Source organism: Teretinema zuelzerae (assembly GCF_021021555.1).
Taxonomy (GTDB): Bacteria; Spirochaetota; Spirochaetia; order Treponematales; family Treponemataceae; genus Teretinema; species Teretinema zuelzerae.
Window position 1 is genome coordinate 233,858 of the sequence record NZ_JAINWA010000003.1, and the last position, 26,283, is coordinate 260,140.

The 26,283-nt window shown below is 48.1% G+C and carries 28 protein-coding genes, 2 tRNA genes and 2 pseudogenes; 4 read left to right on the forward strand and 28 right to left on the reverse strand.

Annotated elements, in window-relative coordinates:
- Positions 1-29 precede the first annotated feature (29 nt).
- The 7 genes from K7J14_RS08350 to K7J14_RS08380 form a co-directional block, all read right to left on the reverse strand.
- Complete coding sequence (locus tag K7J14_RS08350) at positions 30-491, reverse strand: P27 family phage terminase small subunit (protein WP_230755228.1); 462 nt, start codon at positions 489-491, stop codon at positions 30-32.
- A gap of 246 nt (positions 492-737) precedes the next feature.
- Positions 738-1,283: a hypothetical protein gene (locus K7J14_RS08355; protein WP_230755230.1), complete on the reverse strand. Its 546-nt coding sequence runs from the start codon at positions 1,281-1,283 to the stop codon at positions 738-740.
- Between the two features lie 191 nt (positions 1,284-1,474).
- Positions 1,475-1,627, reverse strand: a complete 153-nt coding sequence (locus tag K7J14_RS08360; protein WP_230755232.1) for a hypothetical protein — start codon at positions 1,625-1,627, stop codon at positions 1,475-1,477.
- Between the two features lie 72 nt (positions 1,628-1,699).
- Positions 1,700-2,080: a beta-sandwich lipoprotein gene (locus tag K7J14_RS08365; protein WP_230755234.1), complete on the reverse strand. Its 381-nt coding sequence runs from the start codon at positions 2,078-2,080 to the stop codon at positions 1,700-1,702.
- A 450-nt stretch (positions 2,081-2,530) separates the two neighbouring features.
- Positions 2,531-3,061: a hypothetical protein gene (locus tag K7J14_RS08370; protein ID WP_230755236.1), complete on the reverse strand. Its 531-nt coding sequence runs from the start codon at positions 3,059-3,061 to the stop codon at positions 2,531-2,533.
- Entirely contained in the window at positions 3,058-4,308 is a 1,251-nt protein-coding gene (locus K7J14_RS08375; RefSeq protein ID WP_230755237.1) for a hypothetical protein, read from the reverse strand. The genes K7J14_RS08370 and K7J14_RS08375 overlap by 4 nt, the downstream gene beginning before the upstream one ends.
- Complete coding sequence (locus K7J14_RS08380; protein ID WP_230755240.1) at positions 4,305-5,162, reverse strand: phage antirepressor KilAC domain-containing protein; 858 nt, start codon at positions 5,160-5,162, stop codon at positions 4,305-4,307. Before K7J14_RS08380 ends, K7J14_RS08375 begins: the two co-directional genes overlap by 4 nt.
- A gap of 702 nt (positions 5,163-5,864) precedes the next feature.
- Between K7J14_RS08380 and K7J14_RS08385 the strand changes: the two genes are divergently transcribed.
- Positions 5,865-6,050 (forward strand): hypothetical protein, encoded by a 186-nt coding sequence (locus K7J14_RS08385; RefSeq protein WP_230755242.1) that lies wholly within the window; start codon positions 5,865-5,867, stop codon positions 6,048-6,050.
- On the opposite strand, the gene K7J14_RS08390 is transcribed toward K7J14_RS08385, so the two are convergent.
- From K7J14_RS08390 to K7J14_RS08425, 8 genes are all read right to left on the reverse strand, one after another.
- A complete protein-coding gene (locus K7J14_RS08390) occupies positions 6,025-6,198 on the reverse strand; it encodes a hypothetical protein (protein WP_230755244.1) in 174 nt (57 codons plus the stop codon). The two genes, K7J14_RS08385 and K7J14_RS08390, sit on opposite strands and share 26 nt — an antisense overlap.
- A complete protein-coding gene (locus K7J14_RS08395; RefSeq protein ID WP_230755246.1) occupies positions 6,182-6,652 on the reverse strand; it encodes a hypothetical protein in 471 nt (156 codons plus the stop codon). The genes K7J14_RS08390 and K7J14_RS08395 overlap by 17 nt, the downstream gene beginning before the upstream one ends.
- Before the next feature lie 12 nt (positions 6,653-6,664).
- Positions 6,665-7,192: a phage replication initiation protein, NGO0469 family gene (locus K7J14_RS08400; protein WP_230755248.1), complete on the reverse strand. Its 528-nt coding sequence runs from the start codon at positions 7,190-7,192 to the stop codon at positions 6,665-6,667.
- A 300-nt stretch (positions 7,193-7,492) separates the two neighbouring features.
- On the reverse strand, positions 7,493-7,861 hold the full coding sequence (locus K7J14_RS08405) for a hypothetical protein (RefSeq protein WP_230755250.1): 369 nt from the start codon (positions 7,859-7,861) through the stop codon (positions 7,493-7,495).
- Positions 7,858-8,244 carry a hypothetical protein gene (locus tag K7J14_RS08410; RefSeq protein WP_230755252.1) on the reverse strand — a complete coding sequence of 129 codons (387 nt, stop codon included), beginning with the start codon at positions 8,242-8,244 and terminating at the stop codon, positions 7,858-7,860. The genes K7J14_RS08405 and K7J14_RS08410 overlap by 4 nt, the downstream gene beginning before the upstream one ends.
- A 16-nt stretch (positions 8,245-8,260) precedes the next feature.
- Complete coding sequence (locus K7J14_RS08415; protein WP_230755253.1) at positions 8,261-8,998, reverse strand: hypothetical protein; 738 nt, start codon at positions 8,996-8,998, stop codon at positions 8,261-8,263.
- The gene (locus tag K7J14_RS08420; RefSeq protein WP_230755254.1) at positions 8,998-9,354 is read right to left on the reverse strand and encodes a hypothetical protein; all 357 of its coding nucleotides are present in this window, start codon (positions 9,352-9,354) and stop codon (positions 8,998-9,000) included. The genes K7J14_RS08415 and K7J14_RS08420 overlap by 1 nt, the downstream gene beginning before the upstream one ends.
- A gap of 32 nt (positions 9,355-9,386) precedes the next feature.
- Positions 9,387-9,454, reverse strand: a tRNA-OTHER gene (locus K7J14_RS08425).
- A 212-nt stretch (positions 9,455-9,666) separates the two neighbouring features.
- On the opposite strand from K7J14_RS08425, the gene K7J14_RS08430 reads away from it, so the two are divergent.
- Positions 9,667-10,014: a helix-turn-helix domain-containing protein gene (locus K7J14_RS08430; protein WP_230755255.1), complete on the forward strand. Its 348-nt coding sequence runs from the start codon at positions 9,667-9,669 to the stop codon at positions 10,012-10,014.
- A gap of 181 nt (positions 10,015-10,195) precedes the next feature.
- Positions 10,196-11,116, forward strand: a complete 921-nt coding sequence (locus K7J14_RS08435) for a hypothetical protein (protein ID WP_230755256.1) — start codon at positions 10,196-10,198, stop codon at positions 11,114-11,116.
- A 45-nt stretch (positions 11,117-11,161) separates the two neighbouring features.
- Here K7J14_RS08435 and K7J14_RS08440 read toward each other — a convergent pair whose 3' ends face one another.
- The 12 genes and pseudogenes from K7J14_RS08440 to recA form a co-directional block, all read right to left on the reverse strand.
- Positions 11,162-12,364 carry a tyrosine-type recombinase/integrase gene (locus K7J14_RS08440; RefSeq protein ID WP_230755257.1) on the reverse strand — a complete coding sequence of 401 codons (1,203 nt, stop codon included), beginning with the start codon at positions 12,362-12,364 and terminating at the stop codon, positions 11,162-11,164.
- 124 nt (positions 12,365-12,488) lie between these two features.
- Positions 12,489-12,562: transfer RNA gene (locus tag K7J14_RS08445), tRNA-Val, on the reverse strand.
- A 45-nt stretch (positions 12,563-12,607) separates the two neighbouring features.
- Positions 12,608-13,378 carry a hypothetical protein gene (locus tag K7J14_RS08450; RefSeq protein WP_230755258.1) on the reverse strand — a complete coding sequence of 257 codons (771 nt, stop codon included), beginning with the start codon at positions 13,376-13,378 and terminating at the stop codon, positions 12,608-12,610.
- Positions 13,375-15,642: an adenylate/guanylate cyclase domain-containing protein gene (locus K7J14_RS08455; protein WP_230755259.1), complete on the reverse strand. Its 2,268-nt coding sequence runs from the start codon at positions 15,640-15,642 to the stop codon at positions 13,375-13,377. Before K7J14_RS08455 ends, K7J14_RS08450 begins: the two co-directional genes overlap by 4 nt.
- Positions 15,643-15,658: 16 nt before the next feature.
- The gene (locus K7J14_RS08460; RefSeq protein WP_230755261.1) at positions 15,659-16,348 is read right to left on the reverse strand and encodes a tetratricopeptide repeat protein; all 690 of its coding nucleotides are present in this window, start codon (positions 16,346-16,348) and stop codon (positions 15,659-15,661) included.
- Between the two features lie 5 nt (positions 16,349-16,353).
- Positions 16,354-17,868 carry a sigma-54-dependent Fis family transcriptional regulator gene (locus K7J14_RS08465; protein WP_230755263.1) on the reverse strand — a complete coding sequence of 505 codons (1,515 nt, stop codon included), beginning with the start codon at positions 17,866-17,868 and terminating at the stop codon, positions 16,354-16,356.
- Between the two features lie 24 nt (positions 17,869-17,892).
- Positions 17,893-20,289 (reverse strand): annotated as a pseudogene (rpsA, locus tag K7J14_RS08470) (30S ribosomal protein S1).
- Positions 20,286-21,053 (reverse strand): pseudouridine synthase, encoded by a 768-nt coding sequence (locus tag K7J14_RS08475; protein WP_230755265.1) that lies wholly within the window; start codon positions 21,051-21,053, stop codon positions 20,286-20,288. The pseudogene rpsA and the gene K7J14_RS08475 overlap by 4 nt, the downstream one beginning before the upstream one ends.
- Positions 21,016-21,560: pseudogene (scpB, locus tag K7J14_RS08480) on the reverse strand (SMC-Scp complex subunit ScpB). Before scpB ends, K7J14_RS08475 begins: the two are co-directional and overlap by 38 nt.
- A gap of 8 nt (positions 21,561-21,568) precedes the next feature.
- Positions 21,569-22,348, reverse strand: coding sequence for a segregation and condensation protein A (locus tag K7J14_RS08485; protein WP_230755267.1), 780 nt, complete (start codon positions 22,346-22,348; stop codon positions 21,569-21,571).
- Positions 22,338-22,835, reverse strand: a complete 498-nt coding sequence (folK, locus tag K7J14_RS08490; protein WP_230755269.1) for a 2-amino-4-hydroxy-6-hydroxymethyldihydropteridine diphosphokinase — start codon at positions 22,833-22,835, stop codon at positions 22,338-22,340. Before folK ends, K7J14_RS08485 begins: the two co-directional genes overlap by 11 nt.
- Positions 22,836-22,838: 3 nt before the next feature.
- A complete protein-coding gene (recA, locus tag K7J14_RS08495) occupies positions 22,839-23,978 on the reverse strand; it encodes a recombinase RecA (RefSeq protein WP_330165595.1) in 1,140 nt (379 codons plus the stop codon).
- 113 nt (positions 23,979-24,091) lie between these two features.
- Here recA and prs point away from each other — a divergent pair, with 113 nt between their 5' ends.
- Complete coding sequence (gene prs / locus K7J14_RS08500; protein ID WP_230755271.1) at positions 24,092-25,198, forward strand: ribose-phosphate diphosphokinase; 1,107 nt, start codon at positions 24,092-24,094, stop codon at positions 25,196-25,198.
- Here prs and K7J14_RS08505 read toward each other — a convergent pair.
- Complete coding sequence (locus K7J14_RS08505) at positions 25,195-26,274, reverse strand: tetratricopeptide repeat protein (RefSeq protein ID WP_230755272.1); 1,080 nt, start codon at positions 26,272-26,274, stop codon at positions 25,195-25,197. The genes prs and K7J14_RS08505 overlap by 4 nt on opposite strands.
- Between the last annotated feature and the right edge of the window lie 9 nt (positions 26,275-26,283).

Sequence of the window (26,283 nt, forward strand, 5' to 3'; positions counted from 1 at the left end):
AACAATATGAATGATATCTTTTCTTCTTCTCAGTCATTCTTCAACGCTTCAAGCAACGGATTCTTTTTTTCAACTTTTTTCTTATTCATCAAATCAGACACCTTCGTCCTCTCTGAGGGTACAGCACCGAACTGCTTGATGATCTGATTAAATGTTTTCACACCTGTGGAATAAAGAGTGGAAAGACGTTTGTAAATTTCAGATGTAACGGGCGTTTCCTTCAGAACCGTATACACTCGTTGATTTTCCGCATAGACATTAAACGCCTCATAGAGAGAAGTTAAGTCCATTACCGTCAGGACTCCGTTCTTCTTCAAAAAACCTGCGACTCTTTTGAACTCTGCAGCAGTAACTTTGTCATAAGATTTCGGGATAGAAATGACGATCTTGTCAGATGCGGTTCCTTGAACCTCTGTACGTTTCCCTTGCCGGGAAGGCCGGTAATTTCCAGTTTCTTTCAATTCCTGAATGGTCTTCCTTGGTGGTGCCAATTTTCTCCCCCTTCTAAAAATCGAGCCATTAACACGTTAGCGTACATTCTACGTCAGGGCTGTGGTACATATTTTTATCCACCTCATTTTCCCTTGACCCCCTATCCGGTTATCTTTTTTCATTTTCGTTTCGCTCCGTAATATTTTGCATGACACTTTTTTCCAATTGCGATCAAGGTATCAGGATTTAGTGGATCAGAATAATCCTTATGGTGCACCTCTGAGGACGGTTCCTTCCCACACTCTTCACAGATCAAGCGTGAGCTGAGTATATTCCTTGACAGGCGGCGCCAAGCTGCGCTTCGGTAAAACGCTTCCCTCTTTCCTTTGTAGTTTTTTTCCAGGTGTGCTAACTGGAGTTTTGTTTCGTTCTCTTCTACCTGAAGATGCTCTGGGCAATAGATTCCCGATTCGGTTAACTTCTTGCATATTCTGCAGATTCCCATAACTATTACCTTCCCCAAGTTCATCAATTATCGATTCGTAGCTAATATCAAAATCTTTCTTTCTCCGGTATAATGCAAAATGTTTCACCCGATAAAAGAGCATTGTCGTAATTGACTTCCGAACGATCTGCCCTTTGATAAAACAGTTCTCCCATAAAGACGTAGTTGCATCATTGGCGACATCATCATGATCGCGAATATTTGGAAGCTTCCGTTGTATTGATCGTGAGAATCTTTTCGCATTATCAATACAAACGATAAACCATTCTTGCGATAGGTCTGCATCTTGAAGATCATGCCTCATCAGAATGGTTAACGCTTTTAAATATTCGTCTGTCGCGTTCATCCGAAAACTATATTAATAGTCCACTTAGCGACTTTAAAAAGCACTCCAATCAATCCCATAAAGACGATTGATGAAAGGAGTACTTTTATTGCGAATGAATATTGTGCTTGAAATTTTTGTTCGTCCATAATTGATCCAGACGAACAGAAGGGAAGTAATTAGTAGCGGTGGATAAGACTATGGTATCACGTTTATTTTTCTTTTTCAAGTTTTATAATTGCCTTGTCATAACGCGTAATTAGCTCAGCAGGAACATCTATTCCATGTTTATCCAATGTTGAGAGCATATCCCTTCCGCAGATAAGAAGCTCCTTAACCTCATTCAAAAAATTGATATCATTCATACCTTCTCCTTTTAACATTTGGTTCACCTGCAATCCGTAGGATTGTCAGGTGTAACCAGTTGTTAGAAACTCTTACTTGACTTCGATAGTCGGAACGATAACAGACGGCTTGAAAATAACCTTGTAGCCTTTCACTGAAACATCATTCGGCCTCAACGCTTCAGAAAAATACGTCACGTTGTCCGAAAGACCAAGATAGTGCTTGAGGTATTGGCCGTCTTCGGTTTTTACCGTTACGACGAGATCACCATCGGTATCGACCGTGACCGCGAGATTGCCTTCGATGGTGAGAATATACTCGCCGGTTATGCCGTTATAGAAAACGACACGGCGATATACCTGAAAGTTCTGCTCGGCGGTTTCAAGATTAGCCCGCGCGACTGAAGCATCCGAGCATCCGGTGAATACTGCCACCAGAAAAACAGCCATGATTGCGATAATTGCTTTCTTCATATTCTTCTCCTTTTCTTCCCGCAAATTATCCGTGTAGTGGCCGAAGGCCGGTACACGGTTGTTTGTCGTTCTAACATTGAGTTGAGCCGCGAGCTATTCGCGAGTCGGCTCGAACTTGTTGTTCGACGCCGCCCGAAAATAAATCGTGCATTCCATCTTGTATGTAGTAATTTTATTGAGAGATTCCAGTGCAAGTTTTGCACGGTTCAACGATGTGTACTTCTTTGCATCTTCAATGGAGCTACAGGTACAAGGGAAAATATCTCCTTGGTGTGAATATTTCTTGCCTATATAATATCCGTAATCACTACCTCCTTTGCTTATGTCATAAAGATGTAAAACATATTCCACTGGTTACTCCTTTCGGGCGGTTTAGTTGACCGTCCGCATGACGCAGTTATGCGGCGCGTCAATCCGTCGAACTAAATCTATGCTGGTCAGCATAAAATCTTACCTTGAGTCAGCCCCGGAAAAACCTATTTTCTTGAAGCGACAACTATTCGGATAGACGGTCTTCATTACGGCATCAGCGTCCTTCCTCGCCTCCCTCTCTCCCAGGGACACGATTTTTCGCAGGACATCATCCGCGGTGAATCGCTTCGCCTTCCCGGCCTTGAAATCCTCCCACCAGCGGGCATGCTCTTCAACGTCATCAGCGACGTCATACCCGCAAACGGAACAGGTATATTTCGTGCCGGATAGTACCGTCTTGCATACAGGGCATGACCTGGTGTTGACCCGCGCCCCGGAGCGAAGACGCAAGGTTCGCTTCTGGCTCAGGTTCTTTACGACAGATACGACGGATAGAACGTCCGGCGCTCCATAGCTGGCCGGACGAGTCCGAATAATTTCATCGCTAATCGCCTCAAGCTCTGAATCGTCATATCGGCGGAGTTCCTTCAAAACGTGTTCGCTTACGGCCGGGATGGACCACGGCCCGAAATACTCCTGGAGCGCCTGTAACGCTTCAAACGCTGTCATGTTCTACCTCCCTGCAGCGCCGCTTCTTCCTCGGCGATAATCTTGGCTTCCATGGCCTTAAAATCCTCTTCGGTCAAATACTTCCCGGCAGGCCTTTTCCCCCGGGAAGCCCCGGAACTGTCCCCGGCTTCTGCCGCGACCGTAACTGCTTCAAGCTCGAGAATTTCCGCAAAATGCCGGCAGAAGTTCCGGAAGTTCCAGTACGGCTTTTTCTGTTCCTCAGGCGCTTTTCTGGTGTGCTCAGCGGTCAAATACCAGGCATGGCGCCAAAGCGTAAAATGCTTCTCCACGGCTCGGGATATTGTTTCCTCGGATGCCCCGGAAAGCAGTTCCGGGAACTGCCAGATTAAGCTTTTAGCATCGGCTACGTCAGATGCGGCGGGATTCTGGATCCGGCAGGTTCTGGACTGGAACTCTTTGTACCAGCGGAATACGAGGCGCTTCCCAACCTGGTTAACGGCCTGTAGTTCTGTTTCGTTGGGGTTCCAGTTCCAGTGCCGGGAGGGAGGTGCCTCCGGATCGTCGGAATCGATGTGCAGTTCGTGCGGAGAGAGAGACATTTCCTTTTTCGTTTCAAGCATTTCATTCTTCGCTTCAAGCATTTGTTGCCCAGCACCGGTGTACCGGTCTACCGCACCCCCTGAAAACAGGGGTACCGGCGAACCGGTATAGCGGTCGTCAGGAGTACCGGCTTCCCGCTGTAGCTGTTCTTCGGTGTATCTGGCCAGTGGTACACCGGCATTCTCTCCGTCCCGTTCAGGACCATCGAAAAAGATATCCTCTGCGGTGAGCACCGCCTCTTCTGCTCCGCCTGTTTCCGGGGCTACAGGGGCCGGATCAGGGAAAGGAACCTCTACGGAATCATCCGGGCGTGAGAGAGCGGATGAAGGAATAAAGCAAATTCGAATATACGCCGGCCCCATTTTCCCGTTAATGCGGTCCTGTACGTACTTTATCAGGCCTTTTCGGTGCAAAAATGTCTTTGCGCGCCGGATAGCTTCCTTCCCGAGAGGAAGGGCGTTCGAAAGGTATACGTCATTTGCCCATACCTGATTTGTCTCCTGCAGCCGTGCGGTATAGATCAGGTGCTGGTACACCATATTCGCGATTAAACCATCTTTCCCGTGTGCCAGGAACATGCTGTAAAGCCCCACCGAAATAGGAATAATGTCGTATGATTTTTCAACGCTGATCTGCTCCACCCGCTCCCGGAGGGCCTGTTTATCGTCAACAACGGTTATGGTCATGACTGTACCCCCGCGGGCGCCGGGAACATCCGTTTAGCAAGCCATACTTCACCCTTGCCGGTAACGTAGGTCTGGGAAGAAAGATGTGCGCTTTCCTCATCGCCGTAGGTGCGTTCCTTTACCACGAAATACCCAAGATCGATGTATTCCTGGTGAGGGATCCAGTTGCCCCGGAGACGATACAGGATTTTCCGGCCGGAAAGCATCTCAAAGAGCTTCCGTGGCCCGATTCCGTTGATCTTCGCGACTTCGGTAATGGTTTTGAGTCCTTCCGCTATCGCGATCGTTCTGGCGACGCGGGCATCGTCGGCAAGGGAAGCAATCCGTTCCGCCTGCTTCCGGATAACCTCCTGCGCGGCCTGCAGGCCCCGGACCATTACCATTTCAGGCGTGTTCCAGGCGTTTTCGATGGAAATAAAGTGCTCCCGGACGGCCTTTCCGGCGCTCGTGTTGGTCATCAGGGCGATGTGCTTGGCGGCGTCTATAGTGAGGGAATAATCGGTGCTTGGGCGGCCGGTTTTCCCTGCGGGAGTTTTTCCCAATTTTGTGAAAAAGTCGATGCCCTGCTGGAAATTGTTGCGCTCGATCTGGTATTCCATCCAGTCGGTAAACTTTCGGTTGCTCTCAAGGGCTTCCCAGAGCATCCGGGCATCCACCGGAAACGGTTTGGCGGCATCAGCAAGGGATACAAGTTCAAGGGGCTTCCGGGGTGTGTCTGTTGTTTTTTCGTGTTCTACAACACAGGGAACGTTGCCTGACTCATCCTCGGAAGTACTTCCGAGGTACGGTTTCCGTTGCTCTCCGGAAAACAGGTCTCCGGCATAGCCTTCCGCCGGGGGAACAAAATTCGTCATGATTGACTCCTTTTCTCCGCTACCGGGGCGATACCAGTGCTTCGTTTGTTGAATATTTTCGGTTCAAACCCAAAGTACAGGGCTTGGATAACGTTCTCGAGAATGTAGAGCGCCTGCGCTTCCTCCGTTCTCCGTTCCATCCGGGAGATCGTCCGGAGGTACCGGGCGGTCGTAGGGTCAAGATCAAGCGAAATCGTCGCTTTCCGGGGCGCTCTCGTGCGCCTCGTGGCTTCGTTTGCGGTCGGTAGTCCGGACGTGCCGGTACCGTCATGGGCAGTCTTTTCCTGCATGCTTAGTTTCCTTTCCCCGGTCGCTGGTTTCGGCAACGGTTCCGGGGCAATAGGGATAATTTGCAGGGTATACAAACAAAAGGCCACAAAGGCAGCCTCTTGGTCGAAACCCTGCAAACCAACGACTAAGCGGCGTTGATAAACAGGCCCAAGAGGCCACCTTTCTGGCCTATTATGAGTCCTTGATGTATCAGTGTTTCCGCTTAGTTCGATGTGAGTACGGGGACTGGTTTCGGCAGTTGACCCGTACAAGAGCAGAATAAACGGTGTGCAAGGATTTGTCAACATTATCGGTACACCTCGAATAAAAAGAAGTAGAAAAGAACCCTCCGGATACCGTGATATACTCCTTTTAACCACAAAAGCCCGTAGCGTATGCAAACGGGAAAATATCACGTCCCCGGAGGGAAAAATGCCAATACTCGATCAAGGAAGCAGAAAATCTGCTATTGAAACAGTTCTTAAACTATTTGAAGGACGACCGGAATTGCTAAGCGGTCTACATCCAAGTCAAGCCGTTGATGCCTTAATTGCCGGTGCAGAAAAAATTGGAACGTATGTAGTTCATGGAACTATTGAGCCTCAATCAAAAGACTGATAGTTCCAAAAAGTGAAATGTCATCCCCGGAACGTTCCGCTCGAAATTGAGTATACGGTTCCGGGGCAGTATCAATTTCTATGACCGAATATCCTGCATCCGATAGAACCTTCACAAGATTCATCAACGCTTCATCTTTTGCTTTCAATCGCTTCCTCCTCGGGTAGTATCTTCAGAACCTTCCGAACCCGGATAAGTTCATCGCGAAGACGCTCAATTCCATATTCGACCGGCGCACCGGTATCAATGTCGGATTCAACAGCGGTTGCGGCCTCTTCAAGAGCAAAAAGAGCTTTCTTAAGTTCATCCCGTTCAGCCTCAGACTTCTTCCGCATAGAAAATTGTTCGTCAATGCTATCCAGCTCTTTCTTGATCAAATATTCAGGGTCTTCTAGTATTTCCTGAGATATTCCACGGCAAGCATTTACGCAAGCGACGACCCTTAATGCATCATCGGGCTTATAAAAAGCTCCAAAGCCATGACCGCATTCCTCGACCACTGTGAGGATGCTTTCATTCTCCTTTGCGATTGTTAGGAAATTTCTCCTATCTCCAATTTCTTCAACTCTCCAAGGCTCCTGCGTGTGCTCGATAGTTCCCATGGTATTCCTCCCTCAAAAATCCATAAACGGTTCATCCGCGGAACCGCCCTGCATGCCTTGAGCAGGATTTTTAATCTGCTTCTCGATCGCTGTTTTAATCCAGTCGGGAATAAAGCCATCCTGCAGTCGTTTCGGGAAAGGTGGATCTTCTTTCGGCTTCCTTCGGAGCTGGAAGATATCCGTCCAATCCTTTCCGGTTTTCGTTGATTTTTTCTTCGTTAAGGTCAGGTAGGCATATTTGCTTTCCAGGGGGGCGGTGTCGAATACCTTTACTTCCTCATCGGTGAAAGGCCTGCCGCGCCATGATTCGATAAACCGCCTCAGATTTGCTTTCGGATGCATTGAAGCGGTGAATCGTTTCGTTATCGTCATCGGTTTTCCGTCGCCCGTCACGGCGTCTAATTCAAATAAAAAAGCAACTTCGTGCTGAGGTCCTTCGATGCCTGGTTGATACCCAAGGTCGAATACCTTATACAGCCTCGAAAGGGTTTCAGTTTCCGGATATTCCGTCGATTCCATATTATCCGTCCGAATTATCATTCCTTTCCCTCCTTGATCATCCGCCTGGACATGTATACGCAACGCGCTCTCATACGAGCAAACGCTTTTTTCAATTCATTATGTTTCCGCACCCGCCGGATCATGTCCCGCTGGATTTGAAGTTTTTCCGCCTTCAATGTCGCTATTTCGTCTTTCAGCCTTTCTATCTCTGTTTTCGGCATTCCGGTTTTCCTGGTTCTTTTCTTTGGTACAGGAGCCGGGCCTTGCAGTTTTCAGGCTTGCAATCAATCCGCTGCGCACATGTCGCGCAGGAATCAGGCCGGCTACCCCTATCTATATTCATGGCGTCCATCCCTTCGAAACGAGATTGATGAACGCCAGAAATCCAATGATCGCGGTTCCAATTGCTATATCGAGAATGATCTTCAAAAGAAGCCGAAAAGGTAGAACAACGTGCCGATCCACCGCCACTAATTGCACTTCCTTTTCTGTATCGACTTCCGGTTTTACAGCCCCGGAAAGTAAAGGCTGAGGTTGTGAAAGCCGCAACGCGGCCTTTCTGGCGTTTTCCATCGCCAGCATTATTTCTGAAAGGGTTAAAAACCGCCCCGGAAGGTAGAACCCGAAAACTGTTTGATAGAGAATCCAACCGCCTTCAGGGTGCCGGTGAATAGGAATGGAAAGATACTTTGCTCCCAGCACATTCATACCGCGGCCTCCGCAAGCAATCGCCGGTCAATTCGGCTACGTTTCTGCAGCGCGGCGGCGATGAATTCCGGCACCCTTTCCCCGGGCGCTACCTCGGAAAGATATTGCCCAAGGGTTTCGTCCGATACCCGGGCCCAGCGTTCAACAGTTTCGCGCTTCCATGCCTTTTTCGAGTGTTGCCACCCGTCAGGGCGCCCGGCAGCCGGTTGCAAAGCCGTATTTTTCTTGATGGTCAGAATAGACGGTCCGAGCTCGGGAGAGCCGTATTTGACGGCATAGGCCTGTTCCAGGGTGTACCACTCCGGCGCTGACTGCCCCCGGAGCGCCCTTTCAAGCATTTCTTTGATTTCAGTTATCTCGGGTACTTCCAGGGGGATTGTCATAATCTCGCGCCCTCCCTTACGCCAGTACCGGGATTGCTACATCAGAGACGATGCTTTGTTCGATGTAGTCCTTGATCGCCAGAATGGCGTTATTCCTCCAGATTCCGCCTTCCGCGTCGAAAAGGGCTATCCGGGGGAGGCCGTTTTCGGTTGGCTTGAAGCGAAGGATAAAGCTTGCTTCCGGCTGTTCTACTTCCCGGAACGTCCGGTACGGACGGAGCCGATAGATACCCTTGGTTTCGACAGAATCCTTTGCCGCCCCGGAAACACCGCGGCGAACCTGAATCTCTTGCGAAAGGCCGTCATCCTGAGTAATCACCTCGTTTTGGGCGACTACCTTGCTGGCCATTGCAATAACGATATCAAGGTCATTCGATGGACCAATCAGGGCACGAGCTTTGATACAGAACTCTTCCGGATAGATAAACGAGTCGAACGGAAATTCCGGAAGGTCATCGTCCAATTTTGCCTGGTAGAAACAGGAACGTTTCAGGTCTTCATCGTCGAAACGGGCATACAGCCGAACCGAATGGTGCGATTCTATCTGAATCATGCACTGGTCAAGCTGGACTTGTTCCCGGTTATTCTTGATGTAATCAAGAAGGCCGGTAAGGGTGTAACCCCGGAGGGTGTCCGGGCGCGGGCAGAACATTACGGGTTTGTATTCTTTTCGGGCGAACGTGGTTCCGCATATTTCGAGCGTCTGGTTTTCGTCGGCGAGTCGCTCGATCTCTTTTACAGCTGAGCCGTCCATCAGTTCTCTCCTACTGTTCGTCTTTCAAACGGGATCGGATTGATTCCGTCGAGATCGGGTTGATTAATCGGGCCGTTTACATACGCTTCAACAGAGCGGCCATTGAAAGCGAAGGAAACAGTTGATTCATGGGGATTCATGGGCGCCAGGCTGGAAGATACCTTTACCTTGCTTGTGGCCATGCTCCGATCTGCCATGGGTTTGAGTTCGATCTTTATAGTGATCGCCCTCACAGCGGTTGGGGATGTATTATCATCCGCGATGTTTTTTAACGCTTTTTCGAACTCTTCCTCGAAAAGCTCCAGGACGGCTCCGCTATTCAGGGTTGAAAGCGTCACCAGTCGGTCGTTCTGCATACTTACCTACCTCCTAAAAAGAAGCTGTTGCCTGGGACCGGGGGGATTCGAACCCCCTGATCTTCTGATCCAAAGAAGTAAAACGCCGATGTACAGTCCCGAAAAAAAGAAAAGGTCAGATGTTCGTCACAGCAAAGATCGCCCCCGGTTCGCCCGGGCAGTGCCGTAAAAAACATCTGACCTTTTCCTCCGGTGCGATTTGCCGGATTAAAACTACCCAAATCAGTAGTTTTATTCATCGTACTACCGATTTAAGTACTTGTCAACAAGGAAAATACTGAAATTAGTAGTTTTCTGTACGATAATGAAAGCATGAACTTTTGGAATCGCACAAAAGTTGAAGTTGAAAAACAGAACACAACTTTTAGATGGATAGCTGAGAAACTCGGAATACCGGAAACGACAATCTCCGGATGGCGTAAACAAGATATCTTGCCACGCGCAGATATTGCTGTAGAAATTGCTGGTTTATTCGGTGTTTCAGTTGAATACCTGGTTACTGGCGCAGATCGACAGGTAAAAGTATTAAGAGATAGCGAAAAAGAAATTATTAATTTTATGCATGACCTTTCCGAAGATGATATAGAAGTTCTTCTCTGTACTGTAAAGGCCCTTGGAAAAAGAAAAGCTATTGATCTTTCAACCCAAACGGCTGGGTAAAAGCGGGGGAAAGGTTTTCAAAAAAATGTGTCACTATTGACAATTAAAATTACTGACGATCATTACAACAGACGTATTATCTGACCTACTAATCCGATTTACTGCATTTAAATCTATACTATATAAAGAAATAAGCAACCGCGCAAACGGTGCATAATTTAACATATTGGAGATTTTGAAAATGGAAGAACTGGTAATTTCGGATTATTCGCAGATGAATTCGCTTTTTCAACAACTAACAACCGATGTGAGTTGGTTTGAAAACAAGGAAGTCAAACTCAGTGACTCTTTGGGAGGATTCAAGATTCATGTTGAAGGCGATGTTTTTGACTCGACTATAACTACAGGAATAATGCGTGGTATGCTAAGCTTGCAAAACGCAGTATATGATGCATACTCTCATTATTGTTATGGCTATGTTAAGCGTCTTTCTGATGAAGAAAGGAAAATGTTGGAAATCCGAGTTAAAATTGAACCGGGTTCGTCGTACATTGAGATTTTAATTAAAGATATTGCAAAGGCTGTGGGAGACAGAATAAGGACAATGACCACAAAAGAATTTATTGCTTCAGTAGCGATTGTTTCTACCATTGCAGCTGTCAGCCTCAATGTGGGTAAACACATTGATTCAAAAAAAGAGATTGCCCGAATACAGGCACAAAACGAGCTGGTAACTGATGTCCAAAAAACGACTAATGAGGTTGCAATAGCAGCTCTTGAGGCACAGTCCAGTTTCTATAGATCAATGTCGAAACAGGATTTTACGTCTTTCTCAATAAACAATGAAACTGTTACTCCTGTAGAAATTGCAGAAATGACGAAAATTACAAGAGAAAAAAGACCTGTTGAGCAAGTTGTTTATAAAGGGAAATTTACCATCACCGATATACATTTTGAAGAAGAGACAATTTATCTCGACGTTATTAATCCTACCGATGGTAAAACTATAAAGTATGTGAATATCTTCAAAGACATCGTAACAGAGGATGATTACCAATGGTTTAAAGATTCTGCAAACAGGCAATCAATAGATATGACGATTGTTGCAACGGAAAAGAAAGGTGAAATAATCGGGGCCTTCCTTCAGAGCTTCAAAAAGTAAGAAATCTGTAAAACACAAAAGGCCGGGTCTCCCCGGCCTCTTTTTTTATCCCAACTTCCAGAATCCATTCACCGCAGGCAGGACTTTATCCCGGTATTCGTCCAGGCGTTCTTCAAGGACAGGGCGGTCATAGTGGTCCGTCATGCTGTCGGTTTTATGACCGATGATATCCCGGAGCATTTCGCGCGGGATCGCGTTTTTCATCCTGGTGTTATAGGTATACCGAAGTCCGTGGAAGGTTATCCGCCGGCCGGAAAGATCGATTCCGGCTTTTTTCATCGCCGCGCGAAACCGCTTCAAAAGATACCCTGATGAAATACTATGCCCGCGGTAGGTGAACAATAACCCCGGGTGATCGCCCCGGAGCTCTATCCAGCGCGTCAAAATGCTCATTGTATATACCGACATCGGAACAACCCGGATACGTGGATCAGCGGCGCTTCCCTTCTTAACATGATCGGTTTTTCCCTTTTCATCCAGGGCGCGGTCAATAATCAGCCCCTTCCCCGGAACGATCTGATCCATGGAAAGAGCCAGTGATTCGCCGGATCTGAGACCGCAGGATACCGCGATCGCCGAGAGTGTCGCAAAACACCGCCCCGGAATGGGGTCCCCTTCGTCGCTATCGGTTTCCCAGACTTTCCCGAATTCCTCCGGAGCAAACGGGAATAATCGTTGTAATTCCTGTTCGGTAAGGGTGTTCTGTCGCTTCGAATTGCGGGCATATGTAACGAATGTCGGGACAGAAGGAATCAAGCCGTCGAAATGGGCTTCCCTGAGAATAATCATAAGGGTGTCTTTTATGGAGTTCTTCGCAGATCCTGATAGCGGCCTGGACGGCTTCTCGTTTCGTCCGATTGTCCGGGCGTCGAGCAGATTAAGATCAAGAGCCTTCGCCGTGATAGAGTCCAGGAACGAGCTTCCAAACCACGGAATGAGATAGTTTTTCAGGTAGGCATGATGATTGGCCAGCGTGCGGTTTTTGGGATTCTTCCCATGTTTATTCCACCGCTTCACGATAGGACCTTTCGGATCAAAGAACTTTTCAGCGTAATCCAGGAACAAGGTTCTTTCCGAATTCCGCCTCTTTTGTTCTTCAAGAATTTCAAGACGCGCCAGAAAAGCCTTTGCGTCAGACCTTTTTGAACAGCCGGTTGACCGGCGGACGCGCTTCCCGTTCTCATCGATGTAGTGGAAATAAAAAAACGTTTGGCCATTTACCAAACGCTCGTACAGGGTGTATTCCATTGTAAACCGTCCTTACGGTCAAAACTGTGCCGAAACTTGGCACAATTTTGACACACAAAAAGATGCGGCAACAGCTTCTTTTTGCAAGGCAGTTTTTTTTCCTTACATAGTAAGGATTTAACTTTGGGCGCTGAGGGGATCGAACCCCCGACATTCTGGGTGTAAACCAGACGCTCGTACCAGCTGAGCTAAGCGCCCGATAAACAAGAATCTATCAGATCGAATAAAAAAGGTCAAGAGATGTCAATTGTCGGTAATTATGATCGATCCCATGGTAAACGAGGGACTGTAAATGCTGTTATACGTCGCATCGGTTCCATACGCGAATACGAGTGCGAGAACGTGCCATTTATCTGTCTCAACAGAAGAAGTATAGGTGACGTCGTCGTCGTCTGTGTCGATTTCGTCGTAACTGAATAGATAGTCGTCGCTTGACGCGTCGGTTACCCCTTCAGAATTGGTGCGCAAGGGAATTCCCAAATCGAAAGAAGTAGTAAGCAACCCCGCCAATTGTTCGTCTTGATCCGCGGCACTGGTTATTCCGAGATTTCCGACGAAAATTCTTGACGGAACATTGTCGGTATATTGCGTAAATCTGATATACACTTCGCGGTTATCCGAAGCCGAAGGAATTAGAGGATACTCGTTTACACGTACACTGTTCGCCATGCGGTGAAATTTTTTGGTATTCGAAAGCCAGTTTTGGATAAGCCCGTCGTAGCTTTCATAGTAGGTGCTGATGGCCGCAATGTCCTGGTTTCGCGCGCTCGAGCTGTTGTATATGCGATAATATACTTCGAAACCCCTGAAGCTGTCCGGTTCTTCAGCCTGATTGCGCGAATCGCTCGTTCTCACGTGGAAATATTGGGCGCTTACGTCTTCTGAATCCGTCGGATTATTCAGCTGCTGCGATACGGGAAAAAGATAGATATAATTATCTATTCCGCAACTTTGAAGAAACACCGCGAGAGAAACAATGAAAAGAGAAGAAAGTACTGATCGAATATGAATCACGAAAGCCAGTCCACCAATTCATATATAACGACAGGCTTGTTCTTTCCCTTCACGCGAATAATATCCAGTTCCCGGAATATATACTCGTCGCGCACAAGGGCATAGGTGTACTCGCTTACTATAATCATGGTTCCGTACATCTTGTTCGTTCCTTCGAGCCGTGCGCCGAGATTTACGTTGTCGCCCATGAGGGTATAATTCATTCTTCCCTCCGAGCCCATATTCCCGACGGTCATGACGCCGGTGTTGATTCCGATTCCGATGGCGAGCCGTTTTTCCTGCGGCCATGCGTTGTTCAAGTCTTCAAGTTTTTTCTTCTGAAGCAAGGCGCACTTGCAGGCTCTGCTGGCATGATCCTTCACTTCGAGCGGAGCCCCCCAGAAGCACATGATCTCGTCGCCCACGTACTTGTCCAGAGTGCCGCCGGTTTCGAGAATGATGTCCGTCATCGCAGACAAATACTCGTTCAAGTGTTTGACCAGCTCCTGAGGCGTCAAGGTTTCCGACAAACTGGTGAAACCGCGGATATCGGAGAAAAATACGGTCAAATCGCGATCGACCCCTCCAAGCTCTGGAGGGTTGTCGAGCATCTGCGCGACGACGTCGGGACTGACGTATTTGCCGAACATATTGCGCAGCTTGCGCTTATCCCTCTCTTCGGTCGTCGCACGGTATAGAATTATCGTAACATAGGTGAAAAACATTCCCGCCGCGGGTACTGAATAATTCAGAAGAATACCTGCTTCATCGAATAAATACGAGCAAAAGAGATAAAACAGGGAAGCGTACAGGAGAGACAGGGGAAGGGATAAAAGGCTCTTCATCCGGGCCGCCAGGAAGGCGACGAGCATTACCGAAAGAAATACAGCAAGGGCGAATGCGATCCCGTCCGGTCTGTCGATAAACCGCTCAGTCAACAGGGTGTTGAGAGCGTTTGCATGAATTTCTATGCCGAACATCATCCCGTAAGGGGTTTGCTTCTCATCGTCGGCCATCCCCTTTTCAAAGGCTCCGACGAGCAGGATTTTATCCTTCACACCCCGCGTCTCCGGCTGTTGTTCGACTTCCGGAGACGAGTCTCTTACATAGCCGGCGTAGGAACGAACGGGAAAGGTCCTATAGCCCTCAGAAGAGGAGGATGAAGGACGCCCGGCGAAATTAATCCACATGGCGCACTGGTAATCGACGGGTATAACCGCATCGCTTTGACCCGTCCGCGCGATCCTGATTTCCTTGCCGGGTAAAACTGAACAATCGTCTGCCTTCGCGTTCCAAGAATGCAAGGCAAGACTGAGCGCGATCGACGGGTAAAACGAATCGCGGTATATTTCGATTACTCTTGTTTCGGTTTCCGGAACGCCGTCGCCGTCCGCATCGTAGACGAGCGGAGGAGCTTTTCGTTCCATTGCCTTTCTTAAGCGAGCAATCGAGGCTTCTGTAAGGGGTTGTTCTATTTGATGTTCCAGGCCCTCCGAATCGAACCAACTTAACCGTTCGAAAACAGATTCATCCGCTAAAAATCCTGGAACAAGCTCTTCGTAGGCGATTTCGCCGACTAATTCAGAATACTTAAAAACAAGAGGCTGGCGCCTAACTACAGTATCCTGAAAATCCATATTCGCCGCTCCATAGCCGCGGGCGGCGGAATTAAGACCGGCGAGATTCGTTTGCAAGCCTTGAAACGATGCCATATCCTTCCACCCCTGCCCGATCTTGGTCAGGGATGGAGTCTTTGCATCTAAATAGGATTGACGGTGTTTCATTTCCTGATCGATGTCGATTTCAGAGGGAAATTGCTCGAGTATCGACTCGAGAAACACTCTGTCGGATTCGCGTATGCTTGATTCCAAAGCTTCATCGTCTTCGCGGTTGCGCGAATCATCGATAAAAAAGAAATCGAGGAGCAAGGCTCTTTCGCGTTCGCTCTGATCAGAAATTCGGGAGAATGAATTCACGAGATCCGCATGAACGGATCGGGGGAACGGCCATGATCCGAACCGTTGCAGCGTTTTAAGATCGACCCCGACGATTACGATATCCGAAGAAACCTTGTCATCCTCCGGATTGAACCAAACGCCCTTCTGTATTGAACGGCGAGAATAAAATTCCTTCAATGAAAAATAGCTGTCAAGGATTCCAGGCTCAAGATTCCTGAAAAATCCCGAACCCGAGCCTATAACCGTCAGTAAAACCGCAAAAAAAAGACCGATACACAATCCGAAGTTGCGCGTTTTCAACAGTTTGGCGTATTTTTTGACAGCCATGCATACCTCTCGAGGGTTATTTCACTTCCATAGCGACCAGACGCGACTTTGCAAGCTTGGTCCACTGGTCTTCGGGATAATCGGCGGCAAGTTTTTTATACGCCTCTGCGGCGGCTTCGGTATTCATTCTCTGTTCTTCAACTCTTCCCAGATTAAATAAAGCGCGGGGCTTCATCGAAAACGAAGAAGTATCGCTTGCTGTCTTGAAGTATAGCGCCGCTTCGTCGGCATTGTTCAGTTCGTCTGCGCAAACAGCCGCGTTGAAAAATGCGATGCCGGAAGTATAAGCCTGAACATCCGCCTGGCCTGCTTGAACATACCACTTCTGCGCCGTCGCCCAGTCTTTTTTTGCGAAATAGACTTCACCCAGGGACATCGCAGCGCGAATTCCCGCGAAACGCTTCATCTGTTTTTCGGCGATAGGAGTCAATTCGGCAATAAGAGCATCCTCTGCGGCGGTTATGGCAGCCTTGTCCGTAGAGATACGAGCTTCCTCCCAGGCGGAAACCCGGAGTTCGATTATTTCAAACGCTTTTTCGTTCGACTTACCGATTACAACGCTGACGGTTGCGATAACCGCAAAGAGAATGGTACAAGCGGCCAGGGCGGTCAATATCCAAAGTCGATGCTTAAGTAGAATCTCCGACACCTTATGCGACAATTTCACAGTTTCCGCGGTAGTTTCACCTTTTGATGCAATAGCCATCTTCGTCATTTCTCCTTAATTTCCAATTCCTTAATCAATCGTGATAGATATGTACGTTGTATATCCAGAATCCCTGCCGTCGCAGTTTGATTCCATTGATTTTCTTCTAAAACTTTCTGAATATAATGCTTCTTGAAAAGGTTCAAAACGGATTTAAGACTTTTATCTCCGTCTATATTATTATCAGGCATTGTCCGGATATTCAAGAGTAAATCTTCTTCCCGTATGTACGGGGGCTTTCCTATGACGCACGCCCTTTCTATCGTATTTTCCAGTTCGCGTATGTTTCCCGGCCAGGAATAAGAAATGATCGCGCTCATCGCCCCTTCCGAGAATCCGAGAAAATCCTTTTTGACCTCATGCCGGAACTTTTTGAGAAAAAAAAGCGCAAGCTCGGGAATATCTTCGAGGCGTTGGCGAAGCGGCGGTATATACATAGGCAACACATTGAGCCTGTAGTACAGATCAGACCGGAACTTTTGTTCTTCAACCAGTTTTTCGATATCTCTATTAGTCGCGGCGACGATACGGACATTAACGGTGATAGTATCGCTCGACCCCAGCTTTTCGAAGGTTCTGTTTTGAATAACCCGAAGAAGTTTCGATTGAAGAGCCAATGGCAGATCGCCGATTTCGTCGAGAAAAATCGTGCCCTGGTCCGCCATCTCGAAGCGGCCCTTCCTGTTGCTGATAGCATCGGTGAAGGCTCCCTTGACATGGCCGAACAATTCGCTTTCGAGCAATCCTTCAGGTAGCGCTGCGCAATTCACCCGAACAAAAGGCTTGGAAGCCCGATCGCTTTTCAGATGAAGCTGTTCTGCAATCAATTCCTTGCCTACCCCGCTCTCTCCGAGAATAAGCACCGATGAATCTGATTTTGCCACCCGTTCAACGATATCAAGCTTTTCCAGAATAACAGGACTGCGCGCTATCATCGTATGATAGCCTCTATCAGTTGCTATCTGATCCTGAAGAACAACGATTTCATCCCGCGAGCGTTGCAGAAAACGAGCGTTCTGGTACGCAAGCGCTGCCTGATTAGCGAGTATTTCAAGAACTTCAAGGTCCTGAAGGGTAAAACCGCATTCAGCGCCTTTATTCAAAATTTCAATAACGCCGATGCACTCGTCTTTGACCCTCATCGGGACGGCGAGCATGTTCTGAGTACGATAGCCGGTGGACTGTTGAACCGCGGGATTAAAACGAGGATCGTTTGCGACATCGTTTACGATAAGGCTCCGGTTGTTTTTTACAACCCAGCCGGCTATGCCTTCGTCCATTTTTACAATGAATTTCTTTGCTTCGAGACCTTTCGGGCCAAGAGCGATTTCGAAACGAAGGTACTGTTTACTTGAATCTACCAAAAGAAGGGAAGAAGCTTCGCCGGAAACAAGACGCATTGCCGACTCAAGTATATGAGCCAGCAATGCGCTTACATCGGAATAATTAGAGTTGATTAGCGTATTAATCTCGATAAGAGCATTGAGTTTTTCAGTGTCAAGGGAACTAGACAGTTTCATCAATGCCGCTCATCGAAATCATAATCAGTTGTTCTTGTTTTTCAAAAAATCTCCGAGCGTATATGCGCCGTCGTTTTTCTCTTCTTCAGAAGACATATACCGGGAAATTTCTTCTCTTTGAACTTTCTTTTTATAGTCCTTGATTGAGAAAGCGACCTTCTGCTTATCAGGGCTTACTTCTACAACGACTACTTTAATGGTTTCTCCGACGGTATACTTTTTTACAGCGTCTTCGAAGGTTTCTTCACGGGATTCTGTGAGGTTCTGCTTGTTGATCAAACCTTCGATTCCCCCGGCTACCTTGAGGAAAACACCGAAATCGGTGATAGAGGTAATCTCGCCTTCGACGGATGTTCCGGGAGGGTTCGCTGCCGCGAAATTCTGCCACGGATCGTCCGAGAGCTGCTTAACGCCGACGCGGATGCGTCTGTTGTCGGGATCGATCTCAATAACCATGACTTCGATTTCCTGATCAACAGAAAGTTCGCTGCCGGGATGCTTGATCTTGCGGGTCCATGAAAGGTCGTCGACATGAAGGAAACCGTCGATTCCTTCTTCGAGTTCTACGAATGCGCCGGCATTGGTGACCTTTACGATTTTGCGGGTCAGCTTGGTGCCGCTGGGATACTTCTTGGCGATGGAATCCCAAGGATTGTCGGTTACCTGCTTGAGTCCGAGCGAAACGCGTCCGGCTTGGATATCGTATCCCAGAATCATGCATTCAAGTTCGTCGCCGATCTTGACCATGTCTTCGGGCTTGTTGATTTTTTTAACCCAGCTGAACTCGCTGATGTGCGCGAGGCCTTCGATTCCCTCTTCCAGTTCGATGAACGCGCCGAACTCGGTCAACTTGGTAACCTTGCCCTTCACGACGTCGTTAACATGGAACTTGTCTTCAAAGTGCAGCCACGGATCTTCGGAGAAGTGCTTCAGAGAAAGATTGATTCTCTTGTCTTCCGGATCGAGGCGGATTACCTTGAGGGTGATTTCCTGTCCCTTCTTCACGAAATCCTTAGGCCGGGTAACGTGGCCCCAGCTCATATCGTTGATATGAAGAAGGCCGTCGAAGCCGCCGAGATCGATGAAGGCGCCGAAGCTGGTGAAGCTTTTGACGACGCCGGTGACCGAATCTCCGATCTGGATATCCTTGAAGAATTTCTCGCGGTTGACCTCTGTCTGTTCCTCGAGGTACTTTCTGCGGTTGACGACCACATTGACCTTGTTGTCTGAATAGAGGCGCTCTACATAAAACATCGCCTTGAGAGCGAGAAGTTTTTCGGCCTTCTCAACTTTCTGGCTGTCTGATTGGCTGATCGGAAGGAACGCGCGAACGCCTGCGCCGAGCAGGACTTCGTATCCGCCCTTCACTACTTTATCGATAGTTCCTTCTACGGGAACCTTGTCCTGAAAAGCTTGTCTGAGATTTTTCCAGAAAACCTTTACGTCGGCCTTCTGTTTGGAAACGATAACCTCGCCGTGCTTATTCTCTTTCTTTTCGAGAACTACGCTGACGGTATCGCCCACTTTCGGCAGTTCGGTAAACTCCGCAACCGGAATCTTGCCTTCGGATTTATAACCGACATCAATAAAAACCTGTTCGTTTGTTACCTGGATGACAATACCGTCAACAAGCTGTCCCTCTTCGAGAGACTGGAACGACTTCAGGTATTCTTCCTGTAATCGTGTCTGCTGGATGTCCTCGCCGGAGTTCTTCTGACCATCCTTTGCCACTTCCATCTGATCCATAACCAACCCTTATAAGTGAATTTTGGTTATCATCATGTCACAAACGTTCTGTATGGTCAAGTCCGATGTATCGATATAGACGGCATCGGGGGCGATTTTCAGGCTTCCTTCTTTTTTATTTCTATCTATTAGATCTCTTTCGGCAATCGAAGCTTCGATTTCTTTCAATGATAGCGAACTGGTGCCTTGATCGAACCGTCGTTTTGCCCGCGACGCAGGCGAAGCGTCGAGAAAAAACTTACAGTCCGCGTCCGGGAATACGACGGTGGTCATATCTCTTCCTTCGCACACAACGCCGGTTTCGCGGGCAACGGCGCGAATTTTTTCGTTGACGATGTGACGAACGCCGACGATAGCCGACAACGGAGCGACGATTGATTCGACGGAATCGCTGCGTAAATAGCTCTCGACGTCCTCCGGTCCGATGAAGAGCCTGCCATTTTTGTAGGCGAGCGGGACGGATTTCGCGAAAGATATTATCGCGTCTTCATCTGAAAGATCTGGAGATGCTCCGCCCGAACCGTCCAGGGCACCGCCCAGGCTGCGCAGAAGGGCCAGGGTGACGCCGCGGTAAAAACTTCCGGTGTTCATAAAGGTTAAACCGGTTCTTTCAGCGATAATCTTGGCTATGGTGCTCTTTCCGGATCCTGCCGGGCCGTCGATAGCGATAATCATATATAGTCACCTGTTGATGCGGGATTTGCTCTATTTGCGAGGTTTTGCACCTCCGCATCGGTCAGATTCCTGAAGGCTCCCGGCGGCATATCTCCCAAGAGCACCGATCCGATGCGAATTCTGATCAGTTTTTTTACCCGGACGTCGAAGTGTTCGAGAACCCGGCGGATTTCCCTGTTTTTCCCTTCTACAAGAACGATTCTCAATCGTCTCGATGAAATGCGCTCAGCTTCCTTGCATTTATAAAACACCGAATCGATCCGGATGCCCCCGATAAAAGACGATACCAGATCGTCGCGATACGGAAGACTTGTCTCGACAATATACTCTTTCTCGATTTCAGCCGACGGATGCCCGACGATCGATGCGAATTCTCCGTCATTGGTAAAAATCAAGGCACCCGAAGAAAACATATCCAGCCTGCCGATATTATACAGTCGCTCCGAATAGGCTTCTTTCAGCAAATCGGCGGCTACAGGACGGCCCTTCTCGTCCGAAAGAGAACAAACATGTCCGGAAGGTTTATGAAGAAGCACATACCGCTTCGTTTCTTCGAGCCTAAGCGGATTGCCGTCGAGACATATCCGATCGTCCAGGCGGACTTTTACGCCCATCTCGGACACTACGGCTCCGTTCACGCTTACCCGTCCGTCGAGAATCAATCTTTCAGCTCCGCGTCGCGAGGCTGCACCGGCGTGAGCGAGAAAAACCTGGAGGCGCATTTCTTTATCGGGCGAGTTCAAATCTGTCACTTTCTGTTTCATCCAATTTTGGCAAGTCCGCGATGCTGCTGAGGCGGAATACTTTTAAAAATTCCTTGGTCGTTCCGAATTGAACGGGCTTTCCCGGAATGTCCTTTTTGCCTACTTCCTTGATCAAATTACGCTCGGCGAGCAGCCGGATCATGTTGTCGGCCGAAACTCCCCGTATAGCTTCGATTTCAGAGCGGGTGATCGGCTGCGAATACGCGATAATTGAAAGAGTCTCCATCGCGGCCCGCGACAGCTTGTTATCGTTTTTTTTGCCGTATTTATCTTTTAAGCAATCCCACAACTCTTTCTTGGGGCTTATCGTCCATCCCCCGAGATCTGAACCATTTCAATTCCATGGGCTTCGTCGGCGTATCGTTCCTTCAACAGTTCAAGCGTCTGGTTGACTACATCCAGGGAAAGACCGGAAACCCTCACGATCGCCGCTTCATCGAGCGGTTCATTCTCCAAATACAAGATGGCTTCGACCAGGGCGGTTTCTTTTTCCATTTTATACTCCATACTCTATGTCACCCCTCGACCGTCAATTCCATCTCGTCGATGGAAATCTTCTCCCAGGGCCGTATTTTTATATCGCCGAACATGCGGTTCTGCCACACGCTCGCCATTCTGAACTTGACTGCCTCGAGAATCGCCATAAACGCGCACACTACATCCATCAGATTGCCCTTCCGGACGATCAAATCCGTAAACAGACATTCTCCGCGAGTTTCCAATAATTCGTTCATCAGAGTGATCTTTTCGTTCACGGATACTTCTTCGTATAAATCTAGTATTCTCTCCGAATTATAACTGGATACGAGATTTGAAAAGGTTTTTAAAAGATCCCAGGTATCCACGCGCTCCCACAATTCTTCTTCGCCGAAAGGAAGCGGACGCTGAATTTTCTTTCTTTCAAAAACCCACTCGGCTTCGCTTTCTTTTTGCTCCATCAATTCCGAGAGCTTTTTGTATTTCTGGTATTCGATAAGCTTGTCGACCAGTTCCTGCCGGGGGTCGTCGATTTCTTCGTCGTCGAGAACGATCTCGACAGGAAGGAGCATTCTGCTCTTTATATACAGTAGAGTTGCGGCTAACGCATAAAATTCCGTCAAACTTGAAAGATCGGATCCCACAGCATAATCGAGGTATTCCAGATATTGCTCGGTGATATGGCCTATCGGAATATCATAGATATTCACCTCGTTCTTTTTAATCAAAAAAAGCAGGAGATCCAGAGGTCCTTCAAAATCGTTAATACGGAACGTATTTCCCTGTTCCGCGTTTGCAGTCTGATTATCAGCTTCCATAGAGCGTTCCTGCCTTTAGAACCCCTTGATCGGGTAATGCTGCGCAAATATCCTGAAACAACCGTCCCGTAAGAGGATCTGATAGTTGTGGAAGAATTTCAAGCAGGGGAATCAGCACGAATTGTCGATTCTTCATTCTCGGATGAGGCACCTGCAGCCGAGGCGTATCTATTACCGAATTTCCGAACAATTCGACGTCGATATCAAGCGTCCGGGGTCCGTATCGAATTTCACTGGAACGATCGCGTAAATTCACGTTTTCAATGTCCAATACGGCATCCAGCAGATGTTCGGCCGTTCCGGAATACATTCCGGCGATTACCATATTGTAAAAATCGTCCTGTTGAAGATACTCCATCGGTTTTGTCTTATATATTGAAGACATTTTCATCTGATGAATCTCCTTTTCCAGAGATTCGACGGCATGACGAAAATACGATACGGATTCTCCGCAGTTCGACCCGAGACCTAATACGACTTGAGTCATTGATTAAAACAAACCGCCGTCTGCCGCAGGCGCCTCGACCTTGGGCTTTTTCGCGGCGGATTCGGTCTTTTTCAAAGAATCGGGGGCGGGAGCCTCTATTTTCTTAATAATTTGACCGGGAAAAAGCTTCGCCCGCAGCTTTGTTTCGAGAGTTGCTCGAAGTTCCTCATTACCCTGCAAAAAAGTGATGGCATTTTCGCGGCCCTGTCCGATTTTCTCATCGCCCATTGAATACCAGGCGCCCTTCTTGTCGATCATTTCGTGCTTGACGGCGGCATCTAGAAGGCTGGAAACCGCAGAGATTCCCTTGCCGAATATAATGTCCAGCTCAACCTTGCGGAAGGGAGGAGACACCTTATTCTTCACGACCTTCACTCGGACGCGGTTTCCGACGGCGTCTTCTTCGCCCTTGTCGATCGTTTCAATTTTTCTAACCTCGAGTCTTAAGGACGCGTAAAATTTCAAAGCGTTTCCGCCTGTCGTTGTTTCCGGGTTGCCGAACATGACGCCGATTTTCATACGTATTTGATTTATGAAAATGATGATGCACTTCGATTTTCCCAGAATGCCGGTGAGCTTCCGCAGAGCCTGGCTCATCAATCGAGCCTGTAGCCCCATATGAGAATCGCCCATATCGCCTTCGATTTCAGCCTGGGGCGTGAGCGCGGCTACCGAATCGACTACGATGATGTCGACGGCGCCGGATCTCACCAGGCTTTCAGCTATTTCAAGGGCTTGTTCGCCGGTATCCGGCTGAGACACCCATAAATCGTCGATGTTTACGCCTAAGTTTCTGGCGTATACGGGATCGAGAGCGTGTTCAGCGTCGATGAAAGCGGCAATTCCGCCCATTTTCTGGGCTTCCGCTATGGCATGAAGCGCGAGAGTTGTTTTACCGGACGATTCGGGGCCGTATATTTCTATTACTCTGCCCTTCGGATAGCCGCCGATTCCAAGCGCTTCGTCAAGGAGTATGCTTCCGGACGGGATCGCTTCTATTCCCGGCGTATTAGCACCGGTGCCCAATTTCATCAGGGAGCCCTGTCCAAACTGCTTTTCAATTTGGAGCCTCGCTACTTCAAGGGCTTTTAATTTCTCCCCCAAATCAGCGTTAGCATTAAATTCGTTTGCCATCTTTGCCACCTTTTCCTCCCTGACTATGATATAGGCGCAATCCATAATCCTGCCTGTCATTGTACCAAAAAAAACGGAAAAAAAAAACACTATAACAGGATAAGTCAGTGTATTATTAAAAAATGATCGAACCATTTTTGATTTTGGCGACAAGATCGTGCGTTGGTTATGCAAAAAAAGTGGTAAACGCCATCCGGCGCAATCCCGAAAGACTGCTTTTACCGGATGGATTTGATTACACCGAAGAACTGTCGGTGCTCCAATTCGCCGACGGAGAAATGGAAGTCGTTCTGCATAATTCAGTCAGAGGGAAAACGGTTTTTTTATTCACTACCTGCGCAAGAAATGAAGCGGGTCTTTCGGTGGAAAGCTGTAAACAGGAGTTATACCACACGATAGATGTGCTGCAGCGTTCTCAGGCTAAAGAAATCATCGTTTTCGAGCCCTTCATATCCTGCAGCAGATCGGATAGAACCACCAGAAGGAATTCCGTGGGCTTATGGATTCATTACAAGACGCTTATTTCGCTGGGCGCGGACCATCTGATAACCTATCAACTCCATTCGGATAAATCGAAAACCATTTTCGACCCCTGTCTTTGCGCCGTCGACGACGTGCCGGCCATATCGCTTCTTCAACGCTACCTCTGCGAACATGTGTTCATGTCTACCGAGAAAATGAATACATTTTACCGTGATTCGCTCTTATTCTGTTCGGTAGACGCAGGAGGCGAAAAACTTGCCAAGGGTTTTGCGAGCGCGTTCGGCACGCAGTTGATGGTAGCACATAAGCAGAGAAGCCTCGAAAAGGCCAATACAGTCGAGTGCATCAACCTTCTGTCCGCTGTCCCCCTGAAGGACAAGATAATATGGATTATCGACGATATGATCGATACCGGCGGTTCGATATACGGGTTAATTCAGGAATTATCCGCTCGGGAATGCGCCGAAATCAATGTAATGATCGTGCATCCTGTGTTGTCCGAGCCGGCAGCCGCGCGCCTGCAGGAACTTAAAGACAAAGGAATGATCCATCGATTCGTCGCCTGCGACACGATCGATTGTCCGGCTACGAAACGAGAACTGTCCTTTATGGAAGTCATCGAATCGACTACCTTGAGCGCTCATATCGTGCTCACGATTTCGCTGGACAGGCAAATGGCGCCGCTTATCGACGGCTTTTCCCCTCTTGAATACCTTGAACGCAACGGACCTTTCCAGGAAAGCTAGGGAGAAACGCTCTGGTAGATTCCGCCGCCGAGAAGCGACAGACTTCCGTTTTCGATTCGAATCTTCGCCAGAAGCTCGAACGGACGCGAAGGGTCAAGAAAGACGGGCTTGTCGAAACTGACGGGAACTATTCCTTCAAGCGCGCTGCGCGTGTCGTACCCCACCAGAAAATTAAAACCGAATCGATCGTCCGGAGCAGAGACATTGGCGGCCATCCCCTTCCATCGAATCCAGCAATCCTGATACAAGTACGCATCCTGAATAACGGTCGCGTAGGAAAAATTATCCTTCAAAGTATCGAATCCCGGTTCCGAAAGATACTCCATCAGCAGGCGCGCTTTGGTGCGAACAGCAATAGAAGCGTTAGAATTGAGTATTCTATTGATTTCCACCTGCGCCTGGTTGTCACGATAAGACTGAAAATACCTCTGAGAATTCTCGAAAGCCTGAACCACTTGTTTTTCTGTAAGTATGTACCTATAGCTCCCGCCTGCTTCCACAGAATTTTTCAGATCTATGGCCTGAAGACTGATTGACGACAGATCAGCCCGAGTTTCCTGTCCGACCGACAGCGAAACTGCTTTGATGCCGAAAATCGATGCGCACAGAATGAAAACCGCCAGAGGAGCTGCAACTGCGGCTGGATGAAGGCTTGTACGGCGGGGTTTCGGATAAAAAGCGGTAATTTTTCCGGTTTCGGCCATATTCAAAAAAGTTTCCTTATCGCCTTTTTTACGAATAAATTGCAAGGCCTTTTTCGCCAAAGCGTGATCGGGATCATACTCCAATGCATCCAGATAGTACTCGACGGCCTGATCAGTCTCGCCTCGCCGGAGAAACAACGCAGCCTGCGCCGTCAATAAGTCGGGATCGCGCATTTTAATCTGACGGGCTCTTTGAAAATAAGACGAAGCGCCTCCTGCATCTCCGGTATGAAGACAGGAAAGCCCAAGATACAGATAAAACTGAAACGATTCCCTATATTGGAGTATATTGGGCTCCAGAAGGGATATGACTTGAGAGTATTTTTTTTGGTCGAACAGTTTTTTTGCTTTTTGCAGTATGGTCAGGGGCATATTTCAGCT